A 22,685-nucleotide genomic window follows, 5' to 3' on the forward strand; every position below is an offset into this window, starting at 1 on the left:
CGCGGTCAGTGAGCTCCTCGAGCAGCGCATCCGCGCCATCGCCGAGCACACCGCCTCCGCGCCATCGCCGAGGACACCCCTCCGCGCACGGGGCCACCGCGGAGGTCACGTACACCCGCGAGTTCGCCAGCACCGTCAACCACGCCGACGCCACGGCGCTCGCCATCCGGGTCGCCCAGCATGCCGTGGGAGAGGATCAGCACGAGCCCGCGACGCCACCGATCATGGCCAGCGAAGACTTCGGCCTCTACGCGGCTCACACCCCGACAAACTTCACCTTCATCGGCAACGGAACCACCGGCCAACCCGGGGGTACCCCCCTGCACAGCCACGACTACACCTTCAACGACGCCATCCTGGCCGACGGCATCCGCTACTACCAGGAGCTGGTCCACCAGACACTGGCCCGGCCGGCAGACTGAACGGTTCTCGGCGGGCCGGCTCCGCGATGCGCACGAACGCCCCCGGGATCCCCGGGGGCGTTCGCTGTTCCGAAGGGAACGTTGATTGTCTGAGGGACGTGTGGTGCCTCAGTCGGTGACCCACACGGAGAAGTAGTACCCCACCCCGCCGGGGTGCTCCCAACACCCGCCGATACGGATGCGTGGTTCGTCCGCGTTCTCCGCGGCCTCGGCGTCGCGGATGCTCTGGCAGGCCGACGCCGTGTCGAATGGGCCCCTGTCCCAAACCTTCGTGTCGGCGGTGGCAGTGGTGGTTCCAGCGGCGAGCATCGCGCCAGCGAGAACGGTTCCTGTGACGGCCTTTCGAATCTTGGACATGTCCTCCTGCCTAACAAATATCGGAATGGCTTGCAAGACAAGGCCGGTCCGGTGCGGCTGCGCACAGCAGGGACAGCCCGAGCCGGCAGGCGTCCTCGTCGAAGGGCGTGCCGCGCCGCACGGTCAGCGTGTGTTGGACGAGTCCGTCCAGGAAGGCCGCGACCAGGGGCGCCCGGGCGTCCGCGTCTGCGACGCCGCAGGTCACCAGAGCCTCGCGGAGGGCGGCCAGCAACCGTTGGTGGCCGCCGGCCAGGTGGTCGGGGAGCTCCTGGGCCAGGGCGAGTCGGGCCAGGGTCGCGTCCGCGTCGGCGCACAGGGCGGCGGCGAACGCGGTGAGGCGGTCGAGCAGTTCCTCGAGCGTCCCCGGCGGATCCGTCCAGAGCGCCGCGTCCCGTTCCTCCAGCCGTTGGGCGATGGCGGACACCAGGGCGGCCCGGGTGCGGAAGTGGTTGGAGGTGCTGCCCTGGGGTGCGGCGGCGGACGCGTCGACCGCGCGGTGCGTCAGCCCCTTGGCGCCCGCCCGGGCGACCACCCCGATGGCGGCGTCCAGCAGCGTGTCCCGGCGGCTCGGCATACCCACCACGCTATCACTACAAAAGTAGTAGAATGCGGCGATGCAGCGGATCAGCATCGTCGGTGGCGGCATCGCCGGACTCGCGCTCGCCGCGGTCCTGGACCCGGACCGCTGGCGGGTGACCCTCCTGGAGGAGCGTCCCGATCGCACCGAGGCCGGCACCTCCCTGGGCATGTTTCCCGACGCGATGCGCGCGCTCGACGTCATCGGCATCGGCGCCCCGGCCCGCGAGGCGGCGCCGCACCTGAGCACCGGTGAGGTCCGCAACACCGCCGGGGAGGCGATCGCCGGGCTCGGTGGCGCACGGGTCTGGCTGTTGCCCCGGCCCACGCTGGTGGGACTGCTGGACGCGGCGGTCCCCGACTCCGTGCGCCGGGTGACCCGCAAGGTGACCGCGCCCGGTGACCTGGGCGGGCACCCGGACGTGGTCGTCGGAGCCGACGGTGTGCACAGCGCGCTGCGCCGCTCCGTCTGGGGTGGCTCGACCGCGGCCCGCCGGAGCCGGTATGTCGTGGTGCGGGGGGTGATCGGCGGGGAGACCGACCGCCTGGTCGAGCACTGGGGGCCGGGTGCGATGTTCGGTACGACCCCGCACAGCCTGGGCCGGCTCAACTGGTTCGCGGCGTTCGAGGCCGGCGACGACGTGCTGGACGGTGGGGTCGCCGGGGCACTGCAGGAGGCCCGGGAGTGGTACGCCCGGTTCCCCGGCGGGGTGCGGGGCGTGCTCGCCACGGCGAGGCCCGACGACTCCCTGGCGCAACGGCTGTGGACGGCGCCTCCGGTGGCGCGCTACGTGCAGGGGCGGGTGGTGCTGGTCGGGGACGCCGCGCACGCGATGACGCCGAACCTGGGCCGCGGCGCCTGCACCTCGATCGAGGACGCGGTGACCCTGGGCACGGCGCTGAACCGGATGCCGGTCGGGCGCGCCCTCGCCCGCTACCAGCTGCGGCGGTGGGCGCCGACCCAGGCCACGCGGTGCGGGGCCGCGGCGGTGATGGCCGTGGCCACCCTGGAGCAGCGACGCGCCCGGCTCCGGGACGTCGCGTTGCGGCCCGTCCGGCCGCGGGCGACCGCACCGTCGGTAGTCTCGCCAGGATGAGCGACACTCCTGCGGTCCTGGCGTTCGACACCTTCGGCACGGTGGTCGACTGGTTCACCGGCATCAGCACCGCGGTCGCGCGGGTGCTGCCGGACGTCGACGCCGGCGAATTCGCGATGGCGTGGCGGGCGCGGTACGCCCCGTCCCTGGCCCGGGTGGAGGACGGCACCGAGCCGTGGACCGGCCTGGACGTCCTGCACCGCCGCAACCTGGTCGCCGAGCTCGAGCAACGCGACCTGCGGCTCGACGACGAGACGCTCGATGGGCTGACCATGGCCTGGCACCGGCTGCCGGCCTGGCCGGAGGCGCCGGCGGCGCTGGCCCGGCTGAAGGAACGCTTCATCATCACCCCGTTGAGCAACGGCTCGGTGGCGCTGCTCACCCACCTGGCCAAGCACGCGGGCCTGCCGTGGGACCTGATCGGCGGCAGCGACCTGTGGGGTCACTACAAGCCCGCCCCGGAGACCTACCTCGGCCTGGCCCGGATGCTGGAGGTCGAGCCGGGCGAGGTGATGATGGTGGCCGCGCACTTCCACGACCTCGACGCGGCGCAGGCGCTCGGGCTGCAGACCGCCTACATCGCCCGGCCGCTGGAGTTCGGCCCGTTCGGCAATGACACGACGCCGCGCCCGGAGCACCCGCTGCACTGCCGGGACCTCGACGACCTGGCGGACCGGCTGCTGGCCGCCTCCTAGCATGGGCACCATGGCACCCCTCTCGGACGACCAGACCGCCCGGGTCATCGCGCTCGCGATGGACCTGGCGAGGCAAGGGAAGACGGCCGACCTGCTGGAGTTCCTGGACCACGGACTCCCGGTGGACGCCCAGGACGCGGAGGGCAACACCGCCCTGATGCTCGCCGCCTACCACGGCCACGCCGCGACGGTGCAGGCCCTGGTGGAGCGCGGGGCCGACGTCGACCTGCGCAACAACCGGGACCAGACCCCGATCGCGGGTGCCCTCTTCAAAGGGGAGGCGGAGGTGGTCGGCGTGCTGCGCACCGCGGGTGCCGACCTGGACGCCGGCACCCCCAGCGCGCGGGCCGCCGCCGAGATGTTCGGCCGCACCGACCTGCTGGACTGACGCGGACCCGCCGGACCCGCCGGGGCGGCACACGACATACGAGAAGTGCCCGGGTGACCACTGGTCACCCGGGCACCGCTGCGTGCGGAGGTCAGGCCGCGTCGTTCTCCGAGTTCGCGTCGGAGTCGTCCAACGTGCCCGCCTTGAGGGCCTCGATCGCCGCGCGGACACCCTCGCCGTAGGCCGGGTCGGCCTGCGTGCAGTTGTGGATGTGCCGCTCGACGGTGGCCTCGGACGCGCCGTCGATGGCACGCGCCGTGTTGGCGAACAGCCGCTGCTGCTCCTCGGGGGTCATCAGCCGGAACAGGTCACCGGGCTGCTGGAAGTAGTTGTCGTCCAGCTCGCGGTAGTTGTAGCGCTCCGCCTCGCCCTGCAGCGCCTGGCTCGGCACGGCGTACTCGGGCTGGTCGCTGAAGCGGCCGTAGGCGTTCGGGGTGTAGCCGGGGACGCTGCCCTGGTTGCCGTCCACCCGGCCCTGGCCGTCGCGGTGGTAGGTGTTGACGAAGCGGGCGCCGTGCGGGTAGTTCACCGGGATCTGGTGGTGGTTCACGCCCAGCCGGTAGCGGGCCGCGTCACCGTAGGAGAACAGCCGGCCCTGCAGCATCCGGTCCGGGGAGTAGTCGATGCCCGGCACCACGTTGCCCGGGGTGAACGCGGCCTGCTCGACGTCGGCGAAGTAGTTCTCCGGGTTGCGGTTCAGCTCGAACTCGCCCACCTCGATGAGCGGGTAGTCCTTCTTGGACCAGACCTTGGTGAGGTCGAACGGGTGGAACCGGTAGCCCTCGGCCTCCGCCTCCGGCATCACCTGGATGTAGAACGTCCATTTCGGGTTGTCCCCGCGCTCGATGGCCTCGTACAGGTCGCGCTGGGCGGACTCGCGGTCCTCGGCGACCAGCTTCGCGGCCTCGGCGTCGGTGAGGTTCTTGATGCCCTGCTGGGTGCGGAAGTGGAACTTCACCCAGAACCGCTCGTTGTCGGCGTTGATGAAGGAGTAGGTGTGCGAGCCGAACCCGTGCATGTGGCGGTAGCCGTCCGGGATGCCGCGGTCCGACATCACGATGGTCACCTGGTGCAGGGCCTCGGGCAGGTTGGTCCAGAAGTCCCAGTTGTTCTCGGCCGACCGCAGGTTGGTGCGGGGGTCACGCTTCACCGCGCGGTTCAGGTCGGGGAACTTGTGCGGGTCGCGCAGGAAGAACACGGGCGTGTTGTTGCCGACCATGTCCCAGTTGCCCTCCTCGGTGTAGAACCGGAGGGCGAAGCCGCGGATGTCCCGCTCCGCGTCGGCGGCGCCGCGCTCGCCGGCCACGGTGGAGAACCGGGCGAACATGTCGGTCTGCTTGCCGACCTCGGAGAAGATCGCGGCCTTGCTGTAGCGGGTGATGTCGTGGGTGACCGTGAAGGTGCCGAACGCCCCCGAGCCCTTCGCGTGCATCCGGCGCTCCGGGATGACCTCACGGTCGAAGTGCGCGAGCTTCTCCAGGAACCACACGTCCTGCAGGAGCATCGGGCCGCGGGGACCCGCGGTCATCGCGTTCTCGTTCTCCGCGACAGGGGCGCCGGCCGCGGTGGTCAGCGGCTGCTGGTTGTCCTGGAAAGTCATGCCTTCTCCTTCTGGTGGGGTGCTGTCGAATCGTCTACAGGGTGGGACAGGCAGGAGGGGCAGGTGCCCCAGTAGATGACCTCGGCCATCTCGATCTCGAACCCGTGGCCCTCCGGTGCGTGCAGGCAGGGAGCCGTCCCGGTCGCGCAGGCCACGTCGGTGACCTGACCGCACGACCGGCACACGGCGTGGTGGTGGTTGTCGCCGCGGAACAACTCGTAGCGGCTGGCCGATCCCTCCGGCTCGAACCGGCGCAGGATGCCAGCGCTGGTGAGGGTGTTGAGCACGCCGTAGACCGCCTGGGTGGAGACGGTGCCGAGACGTTCGTGCACGGCCACGCGGACCGACTCCGCGGTGGCGTGCGGGTGCGTCTGGACCTCGGCGAGCACGGCAAGTCGCGGCGCCGTGACCCTGAGGCCGGCGTCGCGCAGCAGCACTTCGTGCGAGGTGGGTGACATGACTCCAGTATAGATCCTTTATTGGAGTAACTCCAATTTAGTATGCAGTGCAGTCACCGCGTCCGGCGCCTCTTGACCAAGAGTTGACCCGGGCGGGCGTATCACGACCCGCAGCTGCCTCTCCCATTACCGACGAGTCGGCACTAGGGTTTGGGACGGACCCGCCCCCTGGCCTGCTCCTGGAGGTGTGATGTCGCCAACCGACGAGTTCCGGGTGCTCGATCCGCAGACCGCTGTCCGCCGTGGCGGGCAGGAGGTGCGCTCGACCGTGTACGCCCCCGGCAGGCTGCTGGTGCAGGGCCTGCCCGGCGAGGACCTGGACGCCCGGATCGGACGGCTCGGGGAGGTCCTGGGGGACGGGCGGGCACGGGTGGCGCCACCGGGCAAGGAGGGCGGCCGGTTGCTCCCGTTGTTGCGCGAGGCCGGGCCGGAGGTCCGGGAGCTCGCCGCCCGGTTGTGGGTGTCCGAGGTCGACCTGGAGCTGGCCGACCGGGGACGCGCGGACTCCCCGCCCGACGCCTGGGAGGCGGTGCAGCAGGTCCGTGACCTCGACCCGGAACTGGGCCGGGCCATCGGGCTGAGCCATCTGCTGCGGATCTCGGCCGCCTCCGGCGACTGGGGTGCGCACCCCTACTGGGGCACCCACCCGTACTGGGGCACCCATCCCTACTGGGGGACGCACGGCAGCCCGGCCGCCGAGTACGGCGTGCCCGGCCGCGGCGGCCGGACCCCGGCCTCCTGGCTCGGCGGGGACCCGGCCGAACGGGCCGGTGAGGTGGGCCGAGCGCCCGTCGTGGCGGTCCCCGACACCGGGTTGGGGCCGCACCCGTGGTTCGACGGGAGCCCCCGGGTCATCCGCGCCGCCACCTTCCTCGGGCTGCCGATCGGCGGCGCCGACCACGACCTGGACACGGCCGCCAACTACGACCGTGACGGCCTGCTGCTGCCGTGCAGCGGCCACGGCACGTTCATCGCCGGGCTGATCCGCCAGGGCTGCCCCGAGGCCACCATCCTCCCGGTGCCGGTCGTGCACCCCAGCGGGTTCGTGCCCGAGATCGAGCTCTACCAGGCGCTCGTGCTGCTCCTGCTGCGGCACGTCACGGGGCAGGTCACCGGGGACCCGAGCCTGCTGGTGGACGTGCTGTCCATCTCCCTGGGCTACTACCACGAGACCCCGGACGACGACGGCACCACGAACTTCCTGCGCGACCTGCTCGACGAGTACGGCCGGGCCGGGATCCTCGTGGTCGCCGCCGCCGGGAACGACGGGACCGAGGAACCGATGCTGCCCGCCGGGTTCGCCGGCCAGGTCCGCCCGGCGGATCCCGCCCGGCTGCCGCTGGTCAGCGTGGGCGCCCTGAACCCCGGCGGCCGGACCACCGCGTTCTTCAGCAACACCGGGCCCTGGGTCTCCTGCCAACGGGTCGGGGCGGCCCTGGTGAGCACGGTGCCGGTCACCTTCCAGGGTGCCGGCCAGGCCTCGGTGGAGTCCACGAGCGCCAGCGGGGCGCTGCGGGGGACGATGGACCTGGACGACTTCACCGGGGGATTCGCGGTCTGGAGCGGCACCTCTTTCGCCGCCCCCGCACTGGCCGGCGCGCTCGCCGCGCGGCTGGTCACGGCGGGCAAGACCCGCACGGTTTCCCCGGTCGAGATGGTCGACCGGGGTTGGGACGCCCTCGCGGCGGAGCTCACCTGGAAGAGGCCATGAACGACATCGCAGCACCCGATCCCAGCGCGGAGACGGGACAACCCCCGACCCTGGTGGACCGCGCCGCCGCCGCGTTCACCGCATACCAGGCGGGCGACCGCCAGCAGATGGGCGAGCTCGTCGACCTGCTCACCCCCCTGCTCTGGCACACGGCGCGCGGCGCCGGGCTGAGCGGAGCGGCGGCGGAGGACGTCGTGCAGACCGCGTGGCTGCGCCTCGTCGAGAACGCCGAGCGGATCACCTCCCCCCGCGCCGTCGTGTCCTGGTTGCTGACCACGGTCCGGCGGGAGTCCTGGCGCACCGCGAAGGCCGGCACCCGGGAGGACGGGGACCTGGACTTCGTCCCGGAGCCGGTCAGCAATGACCCCGACCCCGCGGTGAGCACCGTGCTGCGGGAACGGGAACGGGTGCTTTGGCGCCACCTCGCGCGGCTCGGTGAGCGGTGCCAGCACCTGCTGCGGGTGATCGCCTTCGCCGACAAACCCGACTACGCGACCATCGCCGAGACCCTCGGCATGCCCGTCGGGTCGATCGGACCCACCCGCGGCCGCTGCCTGGCGAGCCTGCGGCAGTCGTTGAGCACGGATCCGCACTGGGACGGAGGGCGGGCATGAACACCGCTGAGGAAGAGTTCGCCGAGCTGGTACTGCCCCAGGTCAGGGACCTGTGGGCCCGGCTGGACCCGGTGCCGGCCGGGTTGACCGACGACATCAAGTACGCGCTCACCGTGCGGCTGCTGGAGGCCGAGGTGGCCGAGCTGATGCAGGTGCCGGAGATGGCGACCCGGGCGACCGGCGCCGACCTGACCCGGAGCATCAGCTTCACCGGCGCCAGCCTGAGCCTGATGGTGATGGTGACCGAGCAGGACGAGGGGATGCTCCGGCTGGACTGCTGGGTCACCGTCGGCGGCGCGGTGGTCGAACTGCACGTGGGCGACACGGTGCGGGAGGAGACGGCCGACGAGTTCGGTCGCCTGGTCTTCACCGACGTCCCCTCGGGGACCATCCACTTCATCACCTGGTCCGACGCCTCCCGGCAGGACCGTCCCGTGATCACCCCCAACGTCGAGCTCTGAGAAGGAGAGACACCCACGCAGCCGATCGACCGGGCCCAACAGCTGCTGGACCGGGGCGTCGCGGAGAACGCGGCAGGACGCCCGAGCCAGGCGGCCAGGTCGTTGTCTGCCGTGGTGCGGTTGCTCGCCGCGGACGGCGCCGACCCGGAGCACGCGCGGCTGCGGGTGCGGGCCCTGATGGGCCTGGCCACCGCGACCTTCGAGCAGCAGGGGCTGGACCCTGCCGTGGGCTACCTGGACCAGGCCGCCGCGGCGGCGTCCGAGCTCGGCGACCGGGAGCTGGGCGTCATCTGCCACTCCCAGCGCGCCACTCTCTACGGCCGCAGCGGCAACATCGGTGAGGCCCTGCGCGAGATCCAGCTCGCGGCCCGGCACCTGGACACCCTGCCCGCCCGGGACCGGTCGGTGGTGCTGCTCAACTACGGCAACATCCTGATGCACTCCGGTGACCTGCCCGGAGCGGTGGACCGGTTCGGGCGGAGCGCCGACATCGCCGCCGAGCACGGCCTGCACCGGGAAGCGTTCATGAGCCGCTCCAACCAGGGGTATGCCGCCTACCTGGCCGGGGACCTGCCCCAGGCCCTCGCGCTGCTCGACGAGGCCGCGGCGGTGGAGGCGGACGCGTCCGGGGCGGTCGTCCGGCTGGACCGGGCCAGGGTGCTCATCGAGGCGGGTCTGCTGGACGAGGCGCTCGCGGTGCTGGAGGACGCGGCCGGTCTCGCCGTCGGGGAGCCGCAACAGCAGGTGCTCGGTGAGATCGAGGTGGAGCTGGCCCGGGTCCTGTTGCTGCTGGGACGTCCCCGGGAGGCGCACGGCTACGCCTCTCGGGCCCGTAGCCGGTTCCGTCGGCGGCACGCCCCGGTGTGGACGGCCCGCGCCGAACTGATCCTGGGGCAGGTCGAGCTGCTGACGGGGCGCGACCCCCAGCGGGTCCTGCGGACCGCCGAACGGCTGACTGCACGGTTCGAGACGGCGGAGGCGCCGCTTCGTGCGGAGCACCGCCTCATCGCGGCCGAGGCCGCCTGGATGGCGGGCGAGGTCGAGGCCGCCCGGGCGCACCTGGCCCAGGTCGAGCGGATCCGCAAGCGGCTCTCGCTGCGCGGCCAGCTGCAGGTCGCCAAGCTGCAGGCCAACCTGGCCCTCGTCGACGGCCGGGAGGCGGCGGCCCGGCGCATCCTCGGTGGCGCCGCCAAGGTCCTGCTGAACGGTCAGTCCGGCAGCAACAGCACCGATCTGCGCTCGGCGGTGACGGTGTATGCCGTGCCGCTGGCCAGGCTGCACGTCGAGATGAACCGGGACCGGGGTGCGCGGGCGCTCTTCGAGGCGACCGAGAAGTGGCGCGCCTTCGGCCGTCGGCTCCAGCCGGTGCGGCCGCCGGACGACCCCGAGCTGGCGGACCTGCTCACCCGGATGCGGGAACTGCGCGAGGGATTGCGCTACGAGCCCGTCGGCCCCGGCCGTGAGTCACTGGTCCGCCAGGAGTACGACCTGCGCCGCGAGGTGCGCGCCCGGGACTGGGTGCTCAGCCGGGGCGAGGGCGGGTCCCGGGAGTTCTCCTACCGCGACATGCGCGCGGCGCTGGCCCGGGAGGACGCCGACCTGATCTCCCTGGTGGGCCACAAGGGGCGGCTGCTGGTGATGGGGGTCGTCGGCGGCCGGGCGATCGTGCGGGAGGTCGCGGACGAGGACCAGGTGTCCGACCATGCCAACCGGGCCCGGGCCGACCTGGACGCGGCCGGGCGGCACGAGCTCGGCGTGTTCCAGGACAGCGTCACCGGCTCGCTGCGCTCCACCATGGCGCGGCTGGACGAGTTGATCCTGCGCCCGCTGGGGGTCGGGTCGCGCCGGTTGGTCATCGTCCCGCACCGACGGACCCACACCTTGCCGTGGGGGATGGCACCCTCGTTGCGGGGTGTGCCGGTCACCGTCTCCGTCTCCGCCACCGACTGGACGGGCCGGGTCAGCGACCCGGGGACCCGCGACGGGCGGGCGCCGGTCGTCCGCGCCCTCGCCGGGCCGGCGGTGGCCCGCGCGGACGAGGAGGTCGGGGAGGTCGCGGCCATCTGGCCGGGGGGTGTGGCGATCGACTCCGACACGACCCGGGTGGCCCACCTGCGCGACGCGCTGGGGGAGGCCGACGTGGTGCACGTCGCGGCCCACGGGGACCACAACCAGCAGAACCCGATGTTCGCCTCGGTCCGGCTCACCGGCGGCCCGATGTACATCTACGACCTGCAGCACTCCGGCGTCGGCGCCGCCCACGTGGTGCTCAGCTCCTGCGAGGTGGGGCGGTCCACGGTGCGTCCCGGGGACGAGTCGCTCGGCCTGTCCGCCGGCCTGCTGGCGCTGGGGGCGCAGTGCGTGGTGGCGGGGCTGTGCCGGGTCCCGGACGACGTCGCGGCGAGCACGATGCGCGACTACCACGCGGCCCTGGCGGCCGGCGCCGCGAGCGACGAGGCGATGGCGCGTGCCGCCGAGCAGGGTCCGCTGCTCGCCTCGGCCTTCCAGGTCTCCGGTGCCGGGTGGCGGATGCCGCGGTAGCCGGGGTCCGCCACCCGCGGCGGGCCGTCCTCAGACCTTGTCGGCCTGCTCCGTGGCCGGGTCCCACTTGGTCACGTTGTTCGCCGCCCAGCCGCGGTCCTTGACCGTCTCCCGGGCCTCTCGCTTCCACGGCCCGGTCAGCCGGTCGACATACAGGTAGCCGTCGAGGTGGTCCGTCTCGTGCTGGAGGCAGCGGGCCAGGTAGCCCTCGCCCTCGACGAGGATCTCGTTGCCCTCCAGGTCCGTGCCGGTCACCCGGGCCCGGGGGTGCCGCGCCAGCGGGAAGTACTCACCTGGGACGGACAGGCAGCCCTCGCCGTCCTCGTCCTCGTTGAGGGGGGAGGGGTTGCCCAACCGCTCCAGGACCGGGTTGATCACCTCGCCGCGGGCCCGGCCGCCGTCGTCCGTCGGGCAGTCGTAGACGAAGATCCGCAACCGCACGCCCACCTGGTTGGCGGCCAGGCCGACACCCTCGGCCGCCTCCATGGTGTCGTACATGTCCGCTACCAGGGTGCGGATCTCGTCGGTGACCTCGCGCACCTTCCGGGTGGGCTGGTGCAGGGCCTTGTGTCCGATGACGGTGATGGGCCGGACTGCCACGGGGAGCTCCTAGGTGCGGGGGCTTGGGTTGCACACGGCGCGGGTGCGGGGTCGATCTTAGGTGACGGCACGGCATACGGGAGAGTCCGGCGTCACGCACCGGGTCCGGTGCCCTCGTCAGTCCTGTCGCGGCCACACCCGGGGGATCGGTCCCGTGATGTCGGGGTCCTCGGCGTCGTCCCAGGCGGGGTGGACCGGCTCCTCGGCCGGCTCCACCGGTAGTGGCGCCGGCCGGTCCCGTCCGGTGCCGGCGGCCCGGTCCGAGGGTGCGTCCCGGCCGGTGCGGGCCCCCCGACGACGCTTCTCCCGTTTGGGGCGTCCGAGCTGTCCCCAGGTGTTGATCGGCTGGTAGCCGGTGCCGATCGGTTGGTAGGCCGAGGCGGACTCGCGGGACACCTCCCAGCCGGGCCCACCGGTCGCTTCCTCGTCGTCGGCCTCACCCGGCGACTCCTCCCGTTCACGCCCGGGGACGTGGGACCTGGCCGGCGCGTGGAAGCCACCGCCGTCCTCGTCCGGGTCGTGGCCGCCCGCGCCGAACAGGGTGTCGCACAGCTTGCGGTAGGTCTCGTCGGGGTCGACTACCCAGTTGATCTCCCGCATCGCCTGGTCCTGTCCGGCCGACTCCAGGAGGAACTGCCCGTAGCCGAGGACCCTGCTGATCGGGGACCGGGCGTAGTTCATGTCGGTGACCTTGCGGATCGGCATCATCGCCACCCGGTGGGTGATCAGCCCGTAGGTCATCAGCAGGCGCTTGTCGGTCGCCACGAACCATTCGTTGCGCCACTCCAGCGCCTTCCACAGCATCCGGGCGAGCAGCGCGAACCAGACCCACCACAGGAGGAGCGCCACGTTGCCCAGCGCCGGCTCGACCTTGACCTCGACGAAGGCCACCACCAGGAAGCCGACCACGACCGTGCCGACGGGCTCGACCATCCTGGCCCAGTGGTGCCGGTTGGCCACCACGATCCGTTCGTCCGGGAGGACGTAGCGCTCGAGGATCCGGCTGTTGATCCGGGTTCCTGGGGCCACCGCGGCCTACTCGATCAGCGCGGAGAAGAAGCGCCCGATGTTGCGGAAGCCCTGGGCGATGATGTCCCAGATCGCCTGCAGGATGTCCGCCGCGCGCTCCGGGCTGGTGATGATCGCGTACACGAGGAACCCGAAGACGAGCCAGATCAGGATCACCTTGATCTTGCTAGGCATCGGCACTCCTTCGGCTGGACGGGTGGTCTGACGGTGGGCACAGGGGTCCACACTGACGAGCAGTCTGGCAGCGGCCGGCCACCGTGCGGGGGAGGCGCGCCGACGTCGTGGCGCCGGGGGTCACCCCCGGAGCAGGCCCGAGGCGTCCAGCCGGTCCAGCGCCTCGTCGATCTCCCCGGTGCCGCCGGCGAAGCTGAGGCGCACCATCTGCCGGCCGCGGGCGGTGTCGAAGTCCACGCCGGGGGTCAGGGCCACCCCGGTCCGCGCCAGCACGTCCTGGCACCATTGCACCGAGTCATCCGTCAGGTGCGCGATGTCGCACCAGGCGTAGAACGCGCCGTCCGGCGGGGCGAAGGACCCCAGCCCCAGCGCGGGGAGGCGACGCAGCAGCAGGTCCCGGTTCACGGCATACCGCTGCACGTGGCCGTCCAGCTCCTGCCGGGCCTCGCCCGAGAAGGCGGCCACGGCGGCGTGCTGGGAGATCGCCGGCGGACAGATGGACAGGTTCTGGGTGAGCACCTCCATCGGGCGGCGCAGGTGCTCGGGCACCAGGGCCCAGCCGAGCCGCCACCCGGTCATCGAGAAGTACTTGCTGACCGAGCCGACCACGACGCCGGACCGGGAGGTCTGCCAGGCGCTGGCGTTGGGACGGCCGTAGCTGATGCCGTGGTAGATCTCGTCGCTGATCAACAGGCAGTCGACCTCGTCGCACCAGCGGGCGATCGCGGCGAGCTCGTCGGGGTCGATGATCGTGCCGGTCGGGTTCGACGGGCTGGCCACGATCAGCCCCCGGGGCGGTTCCGGGAGCGCCTCGAGCATCGCCACCGTCGGCTGGTAGCGGGTCTCGGCACCGCAGTCCAGCTCCAGGACCTCGCAGCCCAGCGCGGAGAGGGTGTTCCGGTAGGCGGGGTAGCCGGGCCGGGTCATCGCGACGGTGTCCCCCGCGTCGAAGGCGGCCAGGAAGAGGGTGGAGAAGGCCGCGGAGGAGCCGGTCAGCACCACGACGTCGTCGGCGGAGACCTCGATTCCGTACCAGTCCCGGTGGTGCCCGGCGATCGCCTCGCGCAACGGCAGGATGCCGGTGGCCTCGGTGTAGCCGAGCACCTCCCGCTCCATCGCCTCGGCGGCGGCCTTCCGCACGGCCGCCGGAGCCGGGGTGGAGGGTTGTCCGGCGCACAGGAAGATGGCGTCCCCGTGGGTGCGGGCGCGCTCGGAGGCCGCCCTGAGCACCTCCATCACGTGGAACGGCTCGACCCGGCTGCGGGCGGAGGGTGCCGCCACGTCACACCACCCCGTACAGCCGGTCCCCCGCGTCGCCGAGTCCGGGCACGATGTAGCCGTGCTCGTTGAGCTTCTCGTCGATCGCCCCGGTGACCAGCGTGACGGGTGGGTCGATGTCGGCGACGTCCTGCTCCACCCGCTCGATCCCCTCGGGGGCGCTGAGCAGGGTGATCGCGGTGATGTGGTCGGCGCCGAGGTCCACCAGGTAGTGGATCGCCGCGGCCAGCGTGCCGCCGGTCGCCAGCATCGGGTCCAGCAGGTAGCACTGCCGCTTGTCGAGGTCGTCCGGCAACCGGTTGGCGTAGGTGTGCGCCTCCAGCGTCTCCTCGTTGCGGACCATGCCCAGGAAGCCGACCTCGGCGGTCGGCAGCATCCGCATCATCCCGTCCAGCATGCCCAGGCCCGCCCGCAGGATCGGCACCACGAGGGGCTTGGGCGTGGACAGGTGGATGCCCGTGGTGGGGGCCACCGGGGTCTCGATGTCGAACGGGGTGACCCGCACGTCGCGGGTGGCCTCGTAGGCCAGCAGGGTCACCAGTTCGTCGGTGAGCCGACGGAACGTCGGGGTGTCGGTCCGCTTGTCCCGCAAGTAGGTGAGCTTGTGGTTGATGAGCGGGTGGTCGGCAACGTGCACGCGCATACTGCGAAACTTACCCGGTGAGCGTTGGCAACACACCCGGTGCGCCCGGCGCGGACCTCCCCGCGTGGTCCGCGCAGGGGTATGCCGACTGGATGCGCGCCGCCCTCGGGGTCGCCGGGGAGGCGGGGTCCAGCGGGGACGTGCCGATCGGCGCCGTGGTCGTCGACGGCTCCGGCCGGGTGCTGGGCCGGGGGCGCAACGTGCGGGAGGCCGACCACGACCCGACCGGCCACGCCGAGGTCGTGGCGCTGCGCGAGGCCGGCGCGGCCCGCGGAAGCTGGCGCCTGGACGGCGCGAGCCTCGTGGTCACCCTCGAACCCTGCGCGATGTGCGCCGGCGCGGCCGTGCTGTCGCGGGTCGACCGGATCGTCTACGGCGCACCCGATCCCAAGGCCGGTGCGTGCGGCTCGGTGTGGGACCTGCCCCGCGACCGGCGGACGCTGCACCGGCCCGAGGTGGTCGCCGGAGTCCTGGAGCAGGAGTGCGCCGCACTGTTGCTGGATTTCTTCGGCCCGCACCGCCTCGGGTAACCTGCTGGGCGGTGGCGTGTCCGAGCGGCCTAAGGAGCACGCCTCGAAAGCGTGTGAGGGCGCAAGTCCTCCGTGGGTTCAAATCCCACCGCCACCGCCAGCCAGCCAGCCTGACCAGGCAAAACGCCGGTCCTCCCCGAATCGGGGAGGACCGGCTGTTCAGGTGCCCCACGGCGCCTGTGCCGACGCCTGTCTGCGGACCGTCTTTGCCCTCGCTCGCCGACGGACCCGCTCCGTTGCTGAAGAGATCGCCCGGGCCGCAGTCGGGCGTTCGCCGCACCTGGTCTCGGTAACCCCTGACCCGGGATCAGGGGTTACCAGGGCAACGTCAGGGTGCTCACCGAGTGCCGCCCCTCCCGCCCGGTGCAAGACTTGAGGAAAGCGGGGATCGCCTTAGCGCGCGGCTCGACCTGAGCCACCGACGGTGCCCGCGGGATGGATACCGTGACAGACCACGCAGGCCAGAGCGCCGGCCCGGGGCCCGAGGGGCAGCACCAGGGCGACACGTCCGACAGCAAGACCTGGTACGAGGAGTTCACCGTCTCCGGGGGCCAGGCGCTGGACAAGGTGAAGGAAGTCATCGCTGAGGGCAACGTCCGGCGGGTCTCCATCAAGAATAGCGACGGCAAGGTGCTCTTGGAGGTCCCGCTGACGGCCGGGGTGGCGGTCACCGCAGTCACGGCGATGATCGCCCCGGCCCTCGTGGCCATCGGAGCGGTCGCCGCCTTCGTCGCCCAGGTGACGATCGGCGTGGAGCGGGAGCGTACGTCCCTGACGGGCGGCGAGGCTGCATCCGGTCCGGACGACGAGGCTTCACCCGCGGAGTAACCGCTCGTGATCGGGGGCTGGGTCGGCCCCCGGCCTGTTATCCCGTCGTCGACGGTGTGACGGGCGGGTCGGCGGACCAGGGGAAGACGATCCAGTCGTCGGTGCGGCGCCACACGTAGTCGGGCGCCACCACGCTGGGCGACTTGGCATACAGCACCGCGCTGCGGGTCTCGGCACCGTGCGACTGCAGGAGGTCGAGCACGAGGGCCAGGGTGTGGCCGGAGTCGGCGACGTCGTCGACCACGAGCAGCCGCTTGCCGTTGATGGAGTCGGTGTCCAGCATCGGGGCCAGCAGCACCGGGTCGGGCAGCGTCTCGTGCACGTCGGTGTAGAACTCGACGTTGATCGCGTCGGTGAGCTTGACCCCCTACGCGTAGGACAGGCCGCCCCCGGGGAGCAAGCCACCGCGGGCCACCGCGATCAGGATCTCGGGCTCGAAGCCGGAGTCCGCGACCTGCTGGGCGAGTTCGCGACAGGCGGTACCGAACAGGTCCCAGGTCAGTATTTCCTTCTCGGTGAGTGGCCCTGGGGGAGCGATCCCCAGGGGAACATGGCTTGGGTCTCCGCCTCGCCTGTCCCGAGCGGCCTCGAGGATCGATCGAACCCAGAGGGTCTTCTGCTCGGCGTAGCGCTCCTCGAGCGCAGAGGCGTATGCGGGCAAGTCCTCGCCGGCCAGGTGAGCAAATCTGGATCGCAGGCATAGGTTCCTCCGGCTCGCATCGACGGCCGCCTGGATGTCGTCACCCGTCACGCACCATGACCTCATTCCCAGACGTGTTGTCAATTAGCGGACGATCGCCAAGTGGCTCCTGCAAACGGATGCTCACCACGTCAAGACAGTCACTGCCTCCGCTGCCCCCGAAAGTGTGCGTCGAAACGACGGCTACTTCAACACGTTGACTATCTTCGCTCAGTAGCTCGAGCTCTGGCTCGGCCCCACATGTGTCCACAAACAGTTCAAGACGATTCGGCTCAGGCTGTATCGCATCAACGATTTCCACCTGATCCCGCCACGAAACACCGCGCTGCATTAGGATGAAGAACACGGCGATGAGAGCAACAAGAACGACAACCACAATCAGCCATACCCACCTTCGTCTTCGCGGCGTGTGAGTGGCTTCCGTGGTGAGCTGAAGAGCGGGCATTAGTTTGTCGCTACCCAGATGCCGAGTGCATTATCCATTCGGTCAGACCGCGAAAAAGCATGCTCAACATCAACGATCTCAGCATCGGAGAACGAGTCAGGGTCAGTCTCTCGGAGCTCCGAGATGAGCAGCGAGAAGTTGTCGTCCCAAGCCGACCGAATCAACTCCTCAAGTGGTGTGCCAGTGAGGTCAGCCGCCTTCTCCAGCTGTCTCATGTCCACGGCACTTAATCCGTCACTGATCTGCGCCGCAGGAACGTCTGTCACCTCGTGTGTCGAGGTAGAAATGTTGATCGTATTTACCTCGCCGACTGACGCCGGAGCGACCGGCAAGAGAAGGCCGCACATGAGCGCCCCAGCCGCACCTGCCTTGGATAACCGCCAACCCGCCATGGGAACTCCTTACCCACCTGCATGCTGCAGAACGTTAACCAAGTAGGGTATCATGACCTTGGGTGAGCAGCAAGGAGCCGTTGACTCATCGGTTGACTCGTTATAAGGCTCTTCGCAGTTAGGGGTGTAGTTGGGGTCTGAATCCGCCGGTCTCGAGTAGGGCGCGGGCTATATAGTTGGTGAGGTTGCGGAAGCCGAGGGCGAGGCCTCGTAGGTGTTCGAGGCGGCCGTTGATCGCTTCGGTGGGTCCGTTGCTGGTGTGGGGCCGGTCGAAGTAGGCCAGGACGTCTTCGGCGCGGCGGGACAGGGTGCGCCCGACCCGGCGTAGCTCCTCCAAGCCCGCCGGGACGCCCTGGCGGACGGACTCGATGACCGCGCACATCCTCTCTCGGCCCTTGGCTCGGTCGGGCTCGCGGTAGGCGGCGACCATCCGCTGATAGATGCCCCAGGTGGCTTCGACCGCGACGTGCTCCTCGGCCGCGAAGAGTTTGTCCAGGCGGGCGGTCTGTTTTGGCGGTGAGCAGGTCGGCGCCGGTGTGCAGGGTGCGTCGGGCGGAGTAGAGCGGGTCGCCCTTGCGGCCGCGGTGCCCGCAGGTCTGCTGCTGGACTCGGCGGCGGCAGTCGTCCATCGCCTCCCCGGCCAGCTGGACTACGTGGAACGGATCCATGACGCTGACCGCGTCGGGCAGTTCCTCGGTGGTGGCCGTTTTGAAGCCGGAGAACCCGTCCATGGCCACGACCTGGATGTTGTCGCGCCAGGCCTGGTCCCGGGTCGTCTAGCCAGGTCTTGAACGCCTGCTTGGAGCGTCCTTCGACCATGTCCAGCAGGCGGGCTGGTCCGGTTCCATCGCGCACCGGGGTGAGGTCGATGATGACGGTGACGTACTTGTCGCCCTTGCGGGTGTGCCGCCAACAGTGTTCGTCGACCCCGAGGACGGCGACGCCGTCGAGGCGGTGCGAGTCGTTGATCAGGACTCGTTTGCCCTCGGCCAGGACGGCATCGTTGGCGGTGTGCCAGGACACCCCGAGGCCCTCGGCGACGCGGGCCATGGATAGGTGCTGGACCACGATCCCGACCAGTGCCCAGGTCAGCCCGCCCCGGGAGAGCTTCGCCCGCGGCTCCGCTGCCTTGGTGGTGTCTTAACGCCACACGTGGCCGCACTCGGTGCAGCGATACCGGCGGACGGTGATCAGCAGCGTGGTGGGACGCCACCCGAAAGGTGCGTGCGCCAGCATGCGGATCACGGTGTCTCTCGGCACGCCCTGGCAGCCGCATCGTCGGCACCAGTCGTCGGGGTCCACCACGCGGCAGGCCAGCACCGCCCGGTCGGGCTCCAGGAGCTGGCCGGTGATCTCCAGACCGAGGTCCTCCAGGCGGGTGAAGGTCGTCAGGTCGGGGCGCGTGAATGTAACGTCGGGCACGTCGAGGTCTTCGGGTGGGCGGTGTAGGAACCTCCATCTTCGGAAGACCTCGACCCTCACCCCGGCACCGACGCGCCGACCCCAGATCCGCTCACGACTACACCCTCATCTGCGAAGAGCCCGTTATAAGCCTAAGCGTACAGATGCAGTTACCAGAACGATGGAGGGCCAACGGAGCTGCCCGCCGCCGTGGACGTTCGTCGAGGCCAGCCATGCACAACGTCGCCCGCCAACTCCGACCATCGCGATCAACGGCACCACGCAGGCTTTCCGGCCCGCGATCAGGCCCGACCTGCAAGCCACCCTCGACGCAATCCACGGCTCGGAACTCACCAGGGGCAACGTGTCGACCGGGACGCAGATCCACGAGACGTTGGCAGGCTTGGGTATGCAGTTTGAGCCCCGGGCCGCAGACGATCTCGTTGAGCCGGCGGACCTCATCGAGTTGGCTCAGGGGCACCCCGGCACCCCGCACGTGGGATCGAGCCCGCCACCCCCTCACCTCAACCCTTTCCATGGCAGATGCCCTCATCCTGGCGACGGCGCAGCGTCTAGAGCTACCCGCGCTGACTTGTGATGGGTACTGGCGCGAGCTTGCCGAGCAGAGGCTGCTGACGGTTAAGGTGTTGGACTTCTAGGGGAGGAGCCAGCGACGCCCACCGGCCGAGTGCGTCGGCGGGTGGGCGTCAGGTGGTGGGACGGTGGGTCAGGCCTTGCCGCGTCCGGTGACGAGCTTGACCAGGAACAGCAGGATGCAGGCACCCAGGATCGCGGTGAGGAAGCTGAAGAAGTAGCCCGCCCCCTCGATGTCTACGCCCAGTGCGCCCAGCAGGAAACCACCCAGGAACGCGCCGACGACGCCGACGACGATGTTCAGGAAGATGCCCTGTTGCGCGTCCGTGCCCATGAACTTGCTGGCGATCCAACCGGCCAGGCCTCCGATGACGATCCAGGCGATCCAGCCAACTTCTGCACCCATTGCGATGCTCCTCTCACGACTGTTACTCGCGGCTGCTGCCGCGACCGGCGACCGAGCCTACGTGGGGGAGAGGAAGGTATCCAGCCGAGAGGTGACCGGCGGGTCGGTCGTGCTCCGGTCGGGACGCCCACCCCGGGTCGGACCAGGGTCGTCTCCCGGGGGAGTCAGGGTGATCACCGAGTGATCGGCGCCGCGGTGCCTGCCAGACTCGGATCAGTGGGGATCGTCTCCCGCGGTCGGCTCGACCGGAGTCGCCGACGATCCCCACGGGAAGAGCAGATCGTGAGCTTTCAGTCAGCTGACAACACGGACCGAGGGGCCGAGGGCCGGACCACCGATGACGCTGCGTCCGGGAAGACCTGGTACGAGGAGTTCACCGTGTCCGGTGGGCAGGCACTCGACAAGGTCAAGGAGCTGATCGCCGAAGGTAACGTCCGGCGGCTGTTCATCAAGAACAGCGACGGCAGGGTGTTGCTCGAGGTCCCGCTGACCGCGGGCGTGGCGGTCACTGCCGTCACTGCGGTCATTGCGCCCGCGCTGGTCGCGGTCGGTGCCGTCGCCGCGTTCCTCGCCCAGGTGACCATCGGGGTAGAGCGGGTCCGCCCGCAGCTCGAGGGCACCCCGGAGAGCGGCGGCGACGGACCCCAGGACGGGTGACTGCCGTGGCCGGGGAGGACCCGGTCAGGCCCCGGCCCCGGGCGTGACCGGCGGCTCGGCCGACCAGGGAAAGACGATCCAGTCGTCGGTGCGGCGCCACACGTAGTCGGGCGCCACCACGCTGGGCGACTTGGCATACAGCACCGCGCTGCGGGTCTCGGCGCCGTGGGACTGCAGGAGGTCGAGCACGAGGGCGAGGGTGCGGCCGGAGTCGGCCACGTCGTCGACCACGAGCAGCCGCTTGCCGTTGATGGAGTCGGTGTCCAGCATCGGGGCCAGCAGCACCGGGTCGGGCAGCGTCTCGTGCACGTCGGTGTAGAACTCGACGTTGATCGCGTCGGTGAGCTTGACCCCCAACGCGTAGGACAGGCCGCCCCCGGGTAGCAACCCACCGCGGGCCACCGCGATCAGGATCTCTGGCTCGAAGCCGGAGTCCGCGACCTGCTGGGCGAGCTCGCGACAGGCGGTCCCGAACAGGTCCCAGGTCAGTATTTCCTTCTCGGTGAGTTCCGCCGAGTCCGCGTGGTAGGCCATCACCCGGTGAGCCTACCGGCACGGCGCCGGTGATGTCCCGCCCTCGGGTTCGGCGACCGGACCTCGTCCGCCGCCGGGAGCGGATTCCCTCGTGGCTGCGTCCGAGCGACATGGGACGACGACACGATGCCCTGCGGAGGGCCGCGGCGGTGGCGATGGCGGCCCTGCTCGCGGCCTGCAGCGAACGGGCCGCTCAGCCTGCGCAGCCCGGGCCGATCGGAGAGCCGCAGGTGGTGACCCTCGGCGCGGGAGAGTCCTTCGTCGCCGTGTCGCCCTCGGGCGAGGAGCTGGTCACCGCCATGGAGCCGACCGTCCCCGACGGGGCGGACGACTGGGTCCGCGAGTTCTGCATCCGGACCGGCCCCGGGTATGCCGAGGCGACCTGCACCGACACCGGCCGCTACGGTGTCGGCACGTGGGACGCGACGTGGAACGCCGACGGGTCCAAGCTCGCCTTCGTCCAGCCCGGCAGCCGGAACAGCCAAGGTGTCCAGGACGTGGTCTGGGTCCTTGACCTGGCTACCGGCGCGGCCGAGCCGGTGACGCCGGAGGAGTGGATCGCGGATACCCCGGACCTGGCCTGGGCGGGGGACGGACGGTTGCTCTACACGTGGGCCACGGACGCCCGGACCGAGCTGAGGACCCTCGACGTCGACGGGCCGACCGGCGAGCCGGAGACCGTCGCGACGCTGGAGGAGGTCGAGGTCCGGGGCCTGTTCGTGGTGGATGGTGTCCCGTGGGTGGCCGGTGAGGTGCGCGAGGGGGAGTCGGCCACGAGAGCGGGGTTGTATGCCGTGTCGGACGGAGTGTCGGGGGCCCCGGCCGATCTCCGACCGGTCCTGGAACACAGCCCCGACGAGAGCCTGGTCGGGCTGTCACCGGACGGCGCCCGCGCGGTGGTGCAGGGATGGGACACCCACTTCGCCGTCCCGCCGGAGGTGCACGACCTCGCGACGGGCGAGCGCACCAGGATCAATGCCGACGGTGGCCCGGAGGAGGCGGTCGCCGCCGTGGCGTTCGGGCCAGACGGGCACGATCGGCTGGTGTCCGTGTCCTACGACGGCGTCGGCACCAGTATCTCCCTGTTCGACGAGGACCTGGACCTGGTCGGCGAGCGGTGGATCGACCGCGCCGAGCGGACCTACTACTACAACGGGGTCGGCCTCACCGACCGTGGGATCACGGTGGTCAGCAGCACCGACGGACAACCGCAGCAGGTGCTGGTCTTCCCGATCGGGGGCTGAACACCCGACGGTCCGGCGGACCCGACGGGGAGTGCGGTCAGCGCTGGCGGCTGAGCATCTCCAACAGTTCGTTGCGCACGTGCTGCGGACGGGCGGCCAGCTCCTTGCGCAGCTGGGCGTCCTGACGGCGCTCGCGCCACGTGAGGCGGGCGCTGGCCGGGGCGTCGGTGCGGGGGCGGGGCTGGGTGAGACGGGGTCCCATGGGGGCTGTTCCTCGGTGTCGGAGCGGGTATACGAAAAGGCGCCGGGTGGCAGAACCAAAAACGGCTCCACTGCCCGACGCATCCTCGTCAACGCCCGCGCGGCTGCC

24 protein-coding genes, 1 tRNA gene and 2 pseudogenes are annotated in these 22,685 nt (G+C 70.9%); 13 read left to right on the forward strand and 14 right to left on the reverse strand.

Going from position 1 to position 22,685, the window contains the following annotated elements; genetic code table 11:
- Positions 1-8 precede the first annotated feature (8 nt).
- Positions 9-422, forward strand: a complete 414-nt coding sequence (locus tag FB467_RS18690) for a M20/M25/M40 family metallo-hydrolase (RefSeq protein WP_211350545.1) — start codon at positions 9-11, stop codon at positions 420-422.
- Positions 423-530: 108 nt separating this feature from the next.
- Here the strand turns inward: FB467_RS18690 and FB467_RS03605 are convergent, their stop codons facing one another.
- Both FB467_RS03605 and FB467_RS03610 read right to left on the reverse strand, forming a co-directional pair.
- On the reverse strand, positions 531-779 hold the full coding sequence (locus FB467_RS03605; protein WP_141783878.1) for a hypothetical protein: 249 nt from the start codon (positions 777-779) through the stop codon (positions 531-533).
- 10 nt (positions 780-789) lie between these two features.
- Positions 790-1,353: a TetR/AcrR family transcriptional regulator gene (locus FB467_RS03610; protein WP_211350546.1), complete on the reverse strand. Its 564-nt coding sequence runs from the start codon at positions 1,351-1,353 to the stop codon at positions 790-792.
- Between the two features lie 40 nt (positions 1,354-1,393).
- On the opposite strand from FB467_RS03610, the gene FB467_RS03615 reads away from it, so the two are divergent.
- The 3 genes from FB467_RS03615 to FB467_RS03625 are packed head-to-tail and all read left to right on the forward strand — an operon-like array spanning position 1,394 to position 3,535.
- Complete coding sequence (locus tag FB467_RS03615) at positions 1,394-2,452, forward strand: FAD-dependent monooxygenase (protein ID WP_141783879.1); 1,059 nt, start codon at positions 1,394-1,396, stop codon at positions 2,450-2,452.
- Complete coding sequence (locus tag FB467_RS03620) at positions 2,449-3,147, forward strand: haloacid dehalogenase type II (RefSeq protein ID WP_141783880.1); 699 nt, start codon at positions 2,449-2,451, stop codon at positions 3,145-3,147. Before FB467_RS03615 ends, FB467_RS03620 begins: the two co-directional genes overlap by 4 nt.
- Positions 3,148-3,157: 10 nt before the next feature.
- Positions 3,158-3,535 carry an ankyrin repeat domain-containing protein gene (locus FB467_RS03625; RefSeq protein WP_141783881.1) on the forward strand — a complete coding sequence of 126 codons (378 nt, stop codon included), beginning with the start codon at positions 3,158-3,160 and terminating at the stop codon, positions 3,533-3,535.
- Between the two features lie 91 nt (positions 3,536-3,626).
- Here FB467_RS03625 and FB467_RS03630 read toward each other — a convergent pair whose 3' ends face one another.
- Positions 3,627-5,135 carry a catalase gene (locus tag FB467_RS03630; RefSeq protein ID WP_141783882.1) on the reverse strand — a complete coding sequence of 503 codons (1,509 nt, stop codon included), beginning with the start codon at positions 5,133-5,135 and terminating at the stop codon, positions 3,627-3,629.
- Positions 5,132-5,593 (reverse strand): Fur family transcriptional regulator, encoded by a 462-nt coding sequence (locus FB467_RS03635; RefSeq protein WP_141783883.1) that lies wholly within the window; start codon positions 5,591-5,593, stop codon positions 5,132-5,134. Before FB467_RS03635 ends, FB467_RS03630 begins: the two co-directional genes overlap by 4 nt.
- A gap of 190 nt (positions 5,594-5,783) precedes the next feature.
- On the opposite strand from FB467_RS03635, the gene FB467_RS03640 reads away from it, so the two are divergent.
- The 4 genes from FB467_RS03640 (at position 5,784) to FB467_RS03655 (ending at position 10,920) form a co-directional block, all read left to right on the forward strand.
- Positions 5,784-7,304, forward strand: a complete 1,521-nt coding sequence (locus FB467_RS03640; RefSeq protein WP_141783884.1) for a S8/S53 family peptidase — start codon at positions 5,784-5,786, stop codon at positions 7,302-7,304.
- Positions 7,301-7,918, forward strand: a complete 618-nt coding sequence (locus FB467_RS03645) for an RNA polymerase sigma factor (RefSeq protein ID WP_141783885.1) — start codon at positions 7,301-7,303, stop codon at positions 7,916-7,918. The genes FB467_RS03640 and FB467_RS03645 overlap by 4 nt, the downstream gene beginning before the upstream one ends.
- Complete coding sequence (locus FB467_RS03650) at positions 7,915-8,379, forward strand: hypothetical protein (protein ID WP_141783886.1); 465 nt, start codon at positions 7,915-7,917, stop codon at positions 8,377-8,379. Before FB467_RS03645 ends, FB467_RS03650 begins: the two co-directional genes overlap by 4 nt.
- Before the next feature lie 111 nt (positions 8,380-8,490).
- The gene (locus tag FB467_RS03655; protein ID WP_267128616.1) at positions 8,491-10,920 is read left to right on the forward strand and encodes a CHAT domain-containing protein; all 2,430 of its coding nucleotides are present in this window, start codon (positions 8,491-8,493) and stop codon (positions 10,918-10,920) included.
- Positions 10,921-10,950: 30 nt separating this feature from the next.
- Here the strand turns inward: FB467_RS03655 and def are convergent, their stop codons facing one another.
- The 5 genes from def to upp all read right to left on the reverse strand — a co-directional run bounded on the left by def (position 10,951) and on the right by upp (position 14,644).
- Positions 10,951-11,520: a peptide deformylase gene (gene def / locus FB467_RS03660; RefSeq protein WP_141783888.1), complete on the reverse strand. Its 570-nt coding sequence runs from the start codon at positions 11,518-11,520 to the stop codon at positions 10,951-10,953.
- Positions 11,521-11,637: 117 nt separating this feature from the next.
- On the reverse strand, positions 11,638-12,549 hold the full coding sequence (locus tag FB467_RS03665; protein WP_141783889.1) for a PH domain-containing protein: 912 nt from the start codon (positions 12,547-12,549) through the stop codon (positions 11,638-11,640).
- Between the two features lie 6 nt (positions 12,550-12,555).
- Entirely contained in the window at positions 12,556-12,723 is a 168-nt protein-coding gene (locus FB467_RS18405; RefSeq protein WP_170230547.1) for a hypothetical protein, read from the reverse strand.
- A 120-nt stretch (positions 12,724-12,843) separates the two neighbouring features.
- A complete protein-coding gene (locus FB467_RS03670; protein WP_141786453.1) occupies positions 12,844-13,959 on the reverse strand; it encodes an aminotransferase class I/II-fold pyridoxal phosphate-dependent enzyme in 1,116 nt (371 codons plus the stop codon).
- A gap of 46 nt (positions 13,960-14,005) precedes the next feature.
- The gene (gene upp / locus FB467_RS03675; protein WP_141783890.1) at positions 14,006-14,644 is read right to left on the reverse strand and encodes a uracil phosphoribosyltransferase; all 639 of its coding nucleotides are present in this window, start codon (positions 14,642-14,644) and stop codon (positions 14,006-14,008) included.
- Between the two features lie 92 nt (positions 14,645-14,736).
- On the opposite strand from upp, the gene FB467_RS03680 reads away from it, so the two are divergent.
- The 3 genes from FB467_RS03680 to FB467_RS03690 all read left to right on the forward strand — a co-directional run bounded on the left by FB467_RS03680 (position 14,737) and on the right by FB467_RS03690 (position 16,002).
- A complete protein-coding gene (locus tag FB467_RS03680; protein ID WP_141786454.1) occupies positions 14,737-15,174 on the forward strand; it encodes a nucleoside deaminase in 438 nt (145 codons plus the stop codon).
- 10 nt (positions 15,175-15,184) lie between these two features.
- Positions 15,185-15,274, forward strand: a tRNA-Ser gene (locus tag FB467_RS03685).
- A 344-nt stretch (positions 15,275-15,618) separates the two neighbouring features.
- Positions 15,619-16,002, forward strand: coding sequence for a DUF4342 domain-containing protein (locus FB467_RS03690; protein ID WP_228393464.1), 384 nt, complete (start codon positions 15,619-15,621; stop codon positions 16,000-16,002).
- A gap of 37 nt (positions 16,003-16,039) precedes the next feature.
- Here the strand turns inward: FB467_RS03690 and FB467_RS03695 are convergent.
- The 3 genes and pseudogenes from FB467_RS03695 to FB467_RS03705 form a co-directional block, all read right to left on the reverse strand.
- Positions 16,040-16,546 (reverse strand): annotated as a pseudogene (locus FB467_RS03695) (phosphoribosyltransferase).
- Between the two features lie 1,111 nt (positions 16,547-17,657).
- Positions 17,658-18,961, reverse strand: a pseudogene (locus FB467_RS03700) (ISL3 family transposase).
- A 706-nt stretch (positions 18,962-19,667) separates the two neighbouring features.
- On the reverse strand, positions 19,668-19,940 hold the full coding sequence (locus tag FB467_RS03705; protein WP_141783892.1) for a GlsB/YeaQ/YmgE family stress response membrane protein: 273 nt from the start codon (positions 19,938-19,940) through the stop codon (positions 19,668-19,670).
- A 282-nt stretch (positions 19,941-20,222) separates the two neighbouring features.
- Between FB467_RS03705 and FB467_RS03710 the strand changes: the two genes are divergently transcribed.
- The gene (locus tag FB467_RS03710; protein ID WP_141783893.1) at positions 20,223-20,597 is read left to right on the forward strand and encodes a DUF4342 domain-containing protein; all 375 of its coding nucleotides are present in this window, start codon (positions 20,223-20,225) and stop codon (positions 20,595-20,597) included.
- Between the two features lie 24 nt (positions 20,598-20,621).
- Here FB467_RS03710 and FB467_RS03715 read toward each other — a convergent pair whose 3' ends face one another.
- On the reverse strand, positions 20,622-21,131 hold the full coding sequence (locus FB467_RS03715) for a phosphoribosyltransferase (RefSeq protein ID WP_141783894.1): 510 nt from the start codon (positions 21,129-21,131) through the stop codon (positions 20,622-20,624).
- 110 nt (positions 21,132-21,241) lie between these two features.
- On the opposite strand from FB467_RS03715, the gene FB467_RS03720 reads away from it, so the two are divergent.
- Positions 21,242-22,375: a hypothetical protein gene (locus tag FB467_RS03720; RefSeq protein WP_141783895.1), complete on the forward strand. Its 1,134-nt coding sequence runs from the start codon at positions 21,242-21,244 to the stop codon at positions 22,373-22,375.
- Between the two features lie 37 nt (positions 22,376-22,412).
- Here FB467_RS03720 and FB467_RS18410 read toward each other — a convergent pair whose 3' ends face one another.
- Positions 22,413-22,577: a hypothetical protein gene (locus tag FB467_RS18410; protein ID WP_153390394.1), complete on the reverse strand. Its 165-nt coding sequence runs from the start codon at positions 22,575-22,577 to the stop codon at positions 22,413-22,415.
- Positions 22,578-22,685 lie beyond the last annotated feature (108 nt).

Source organism: Ornithinicoccus hortensis (genome assembly GCF_006716185.1).
In the GTDB taxonomy this organism is placed as follows: domain Bacteria; phylum Actinomycetota; class Actinomycetes; order Actinomycetales; family Dermatophilaceae; genus Ornithinicoccus; species Ornithinicoccus hortensis.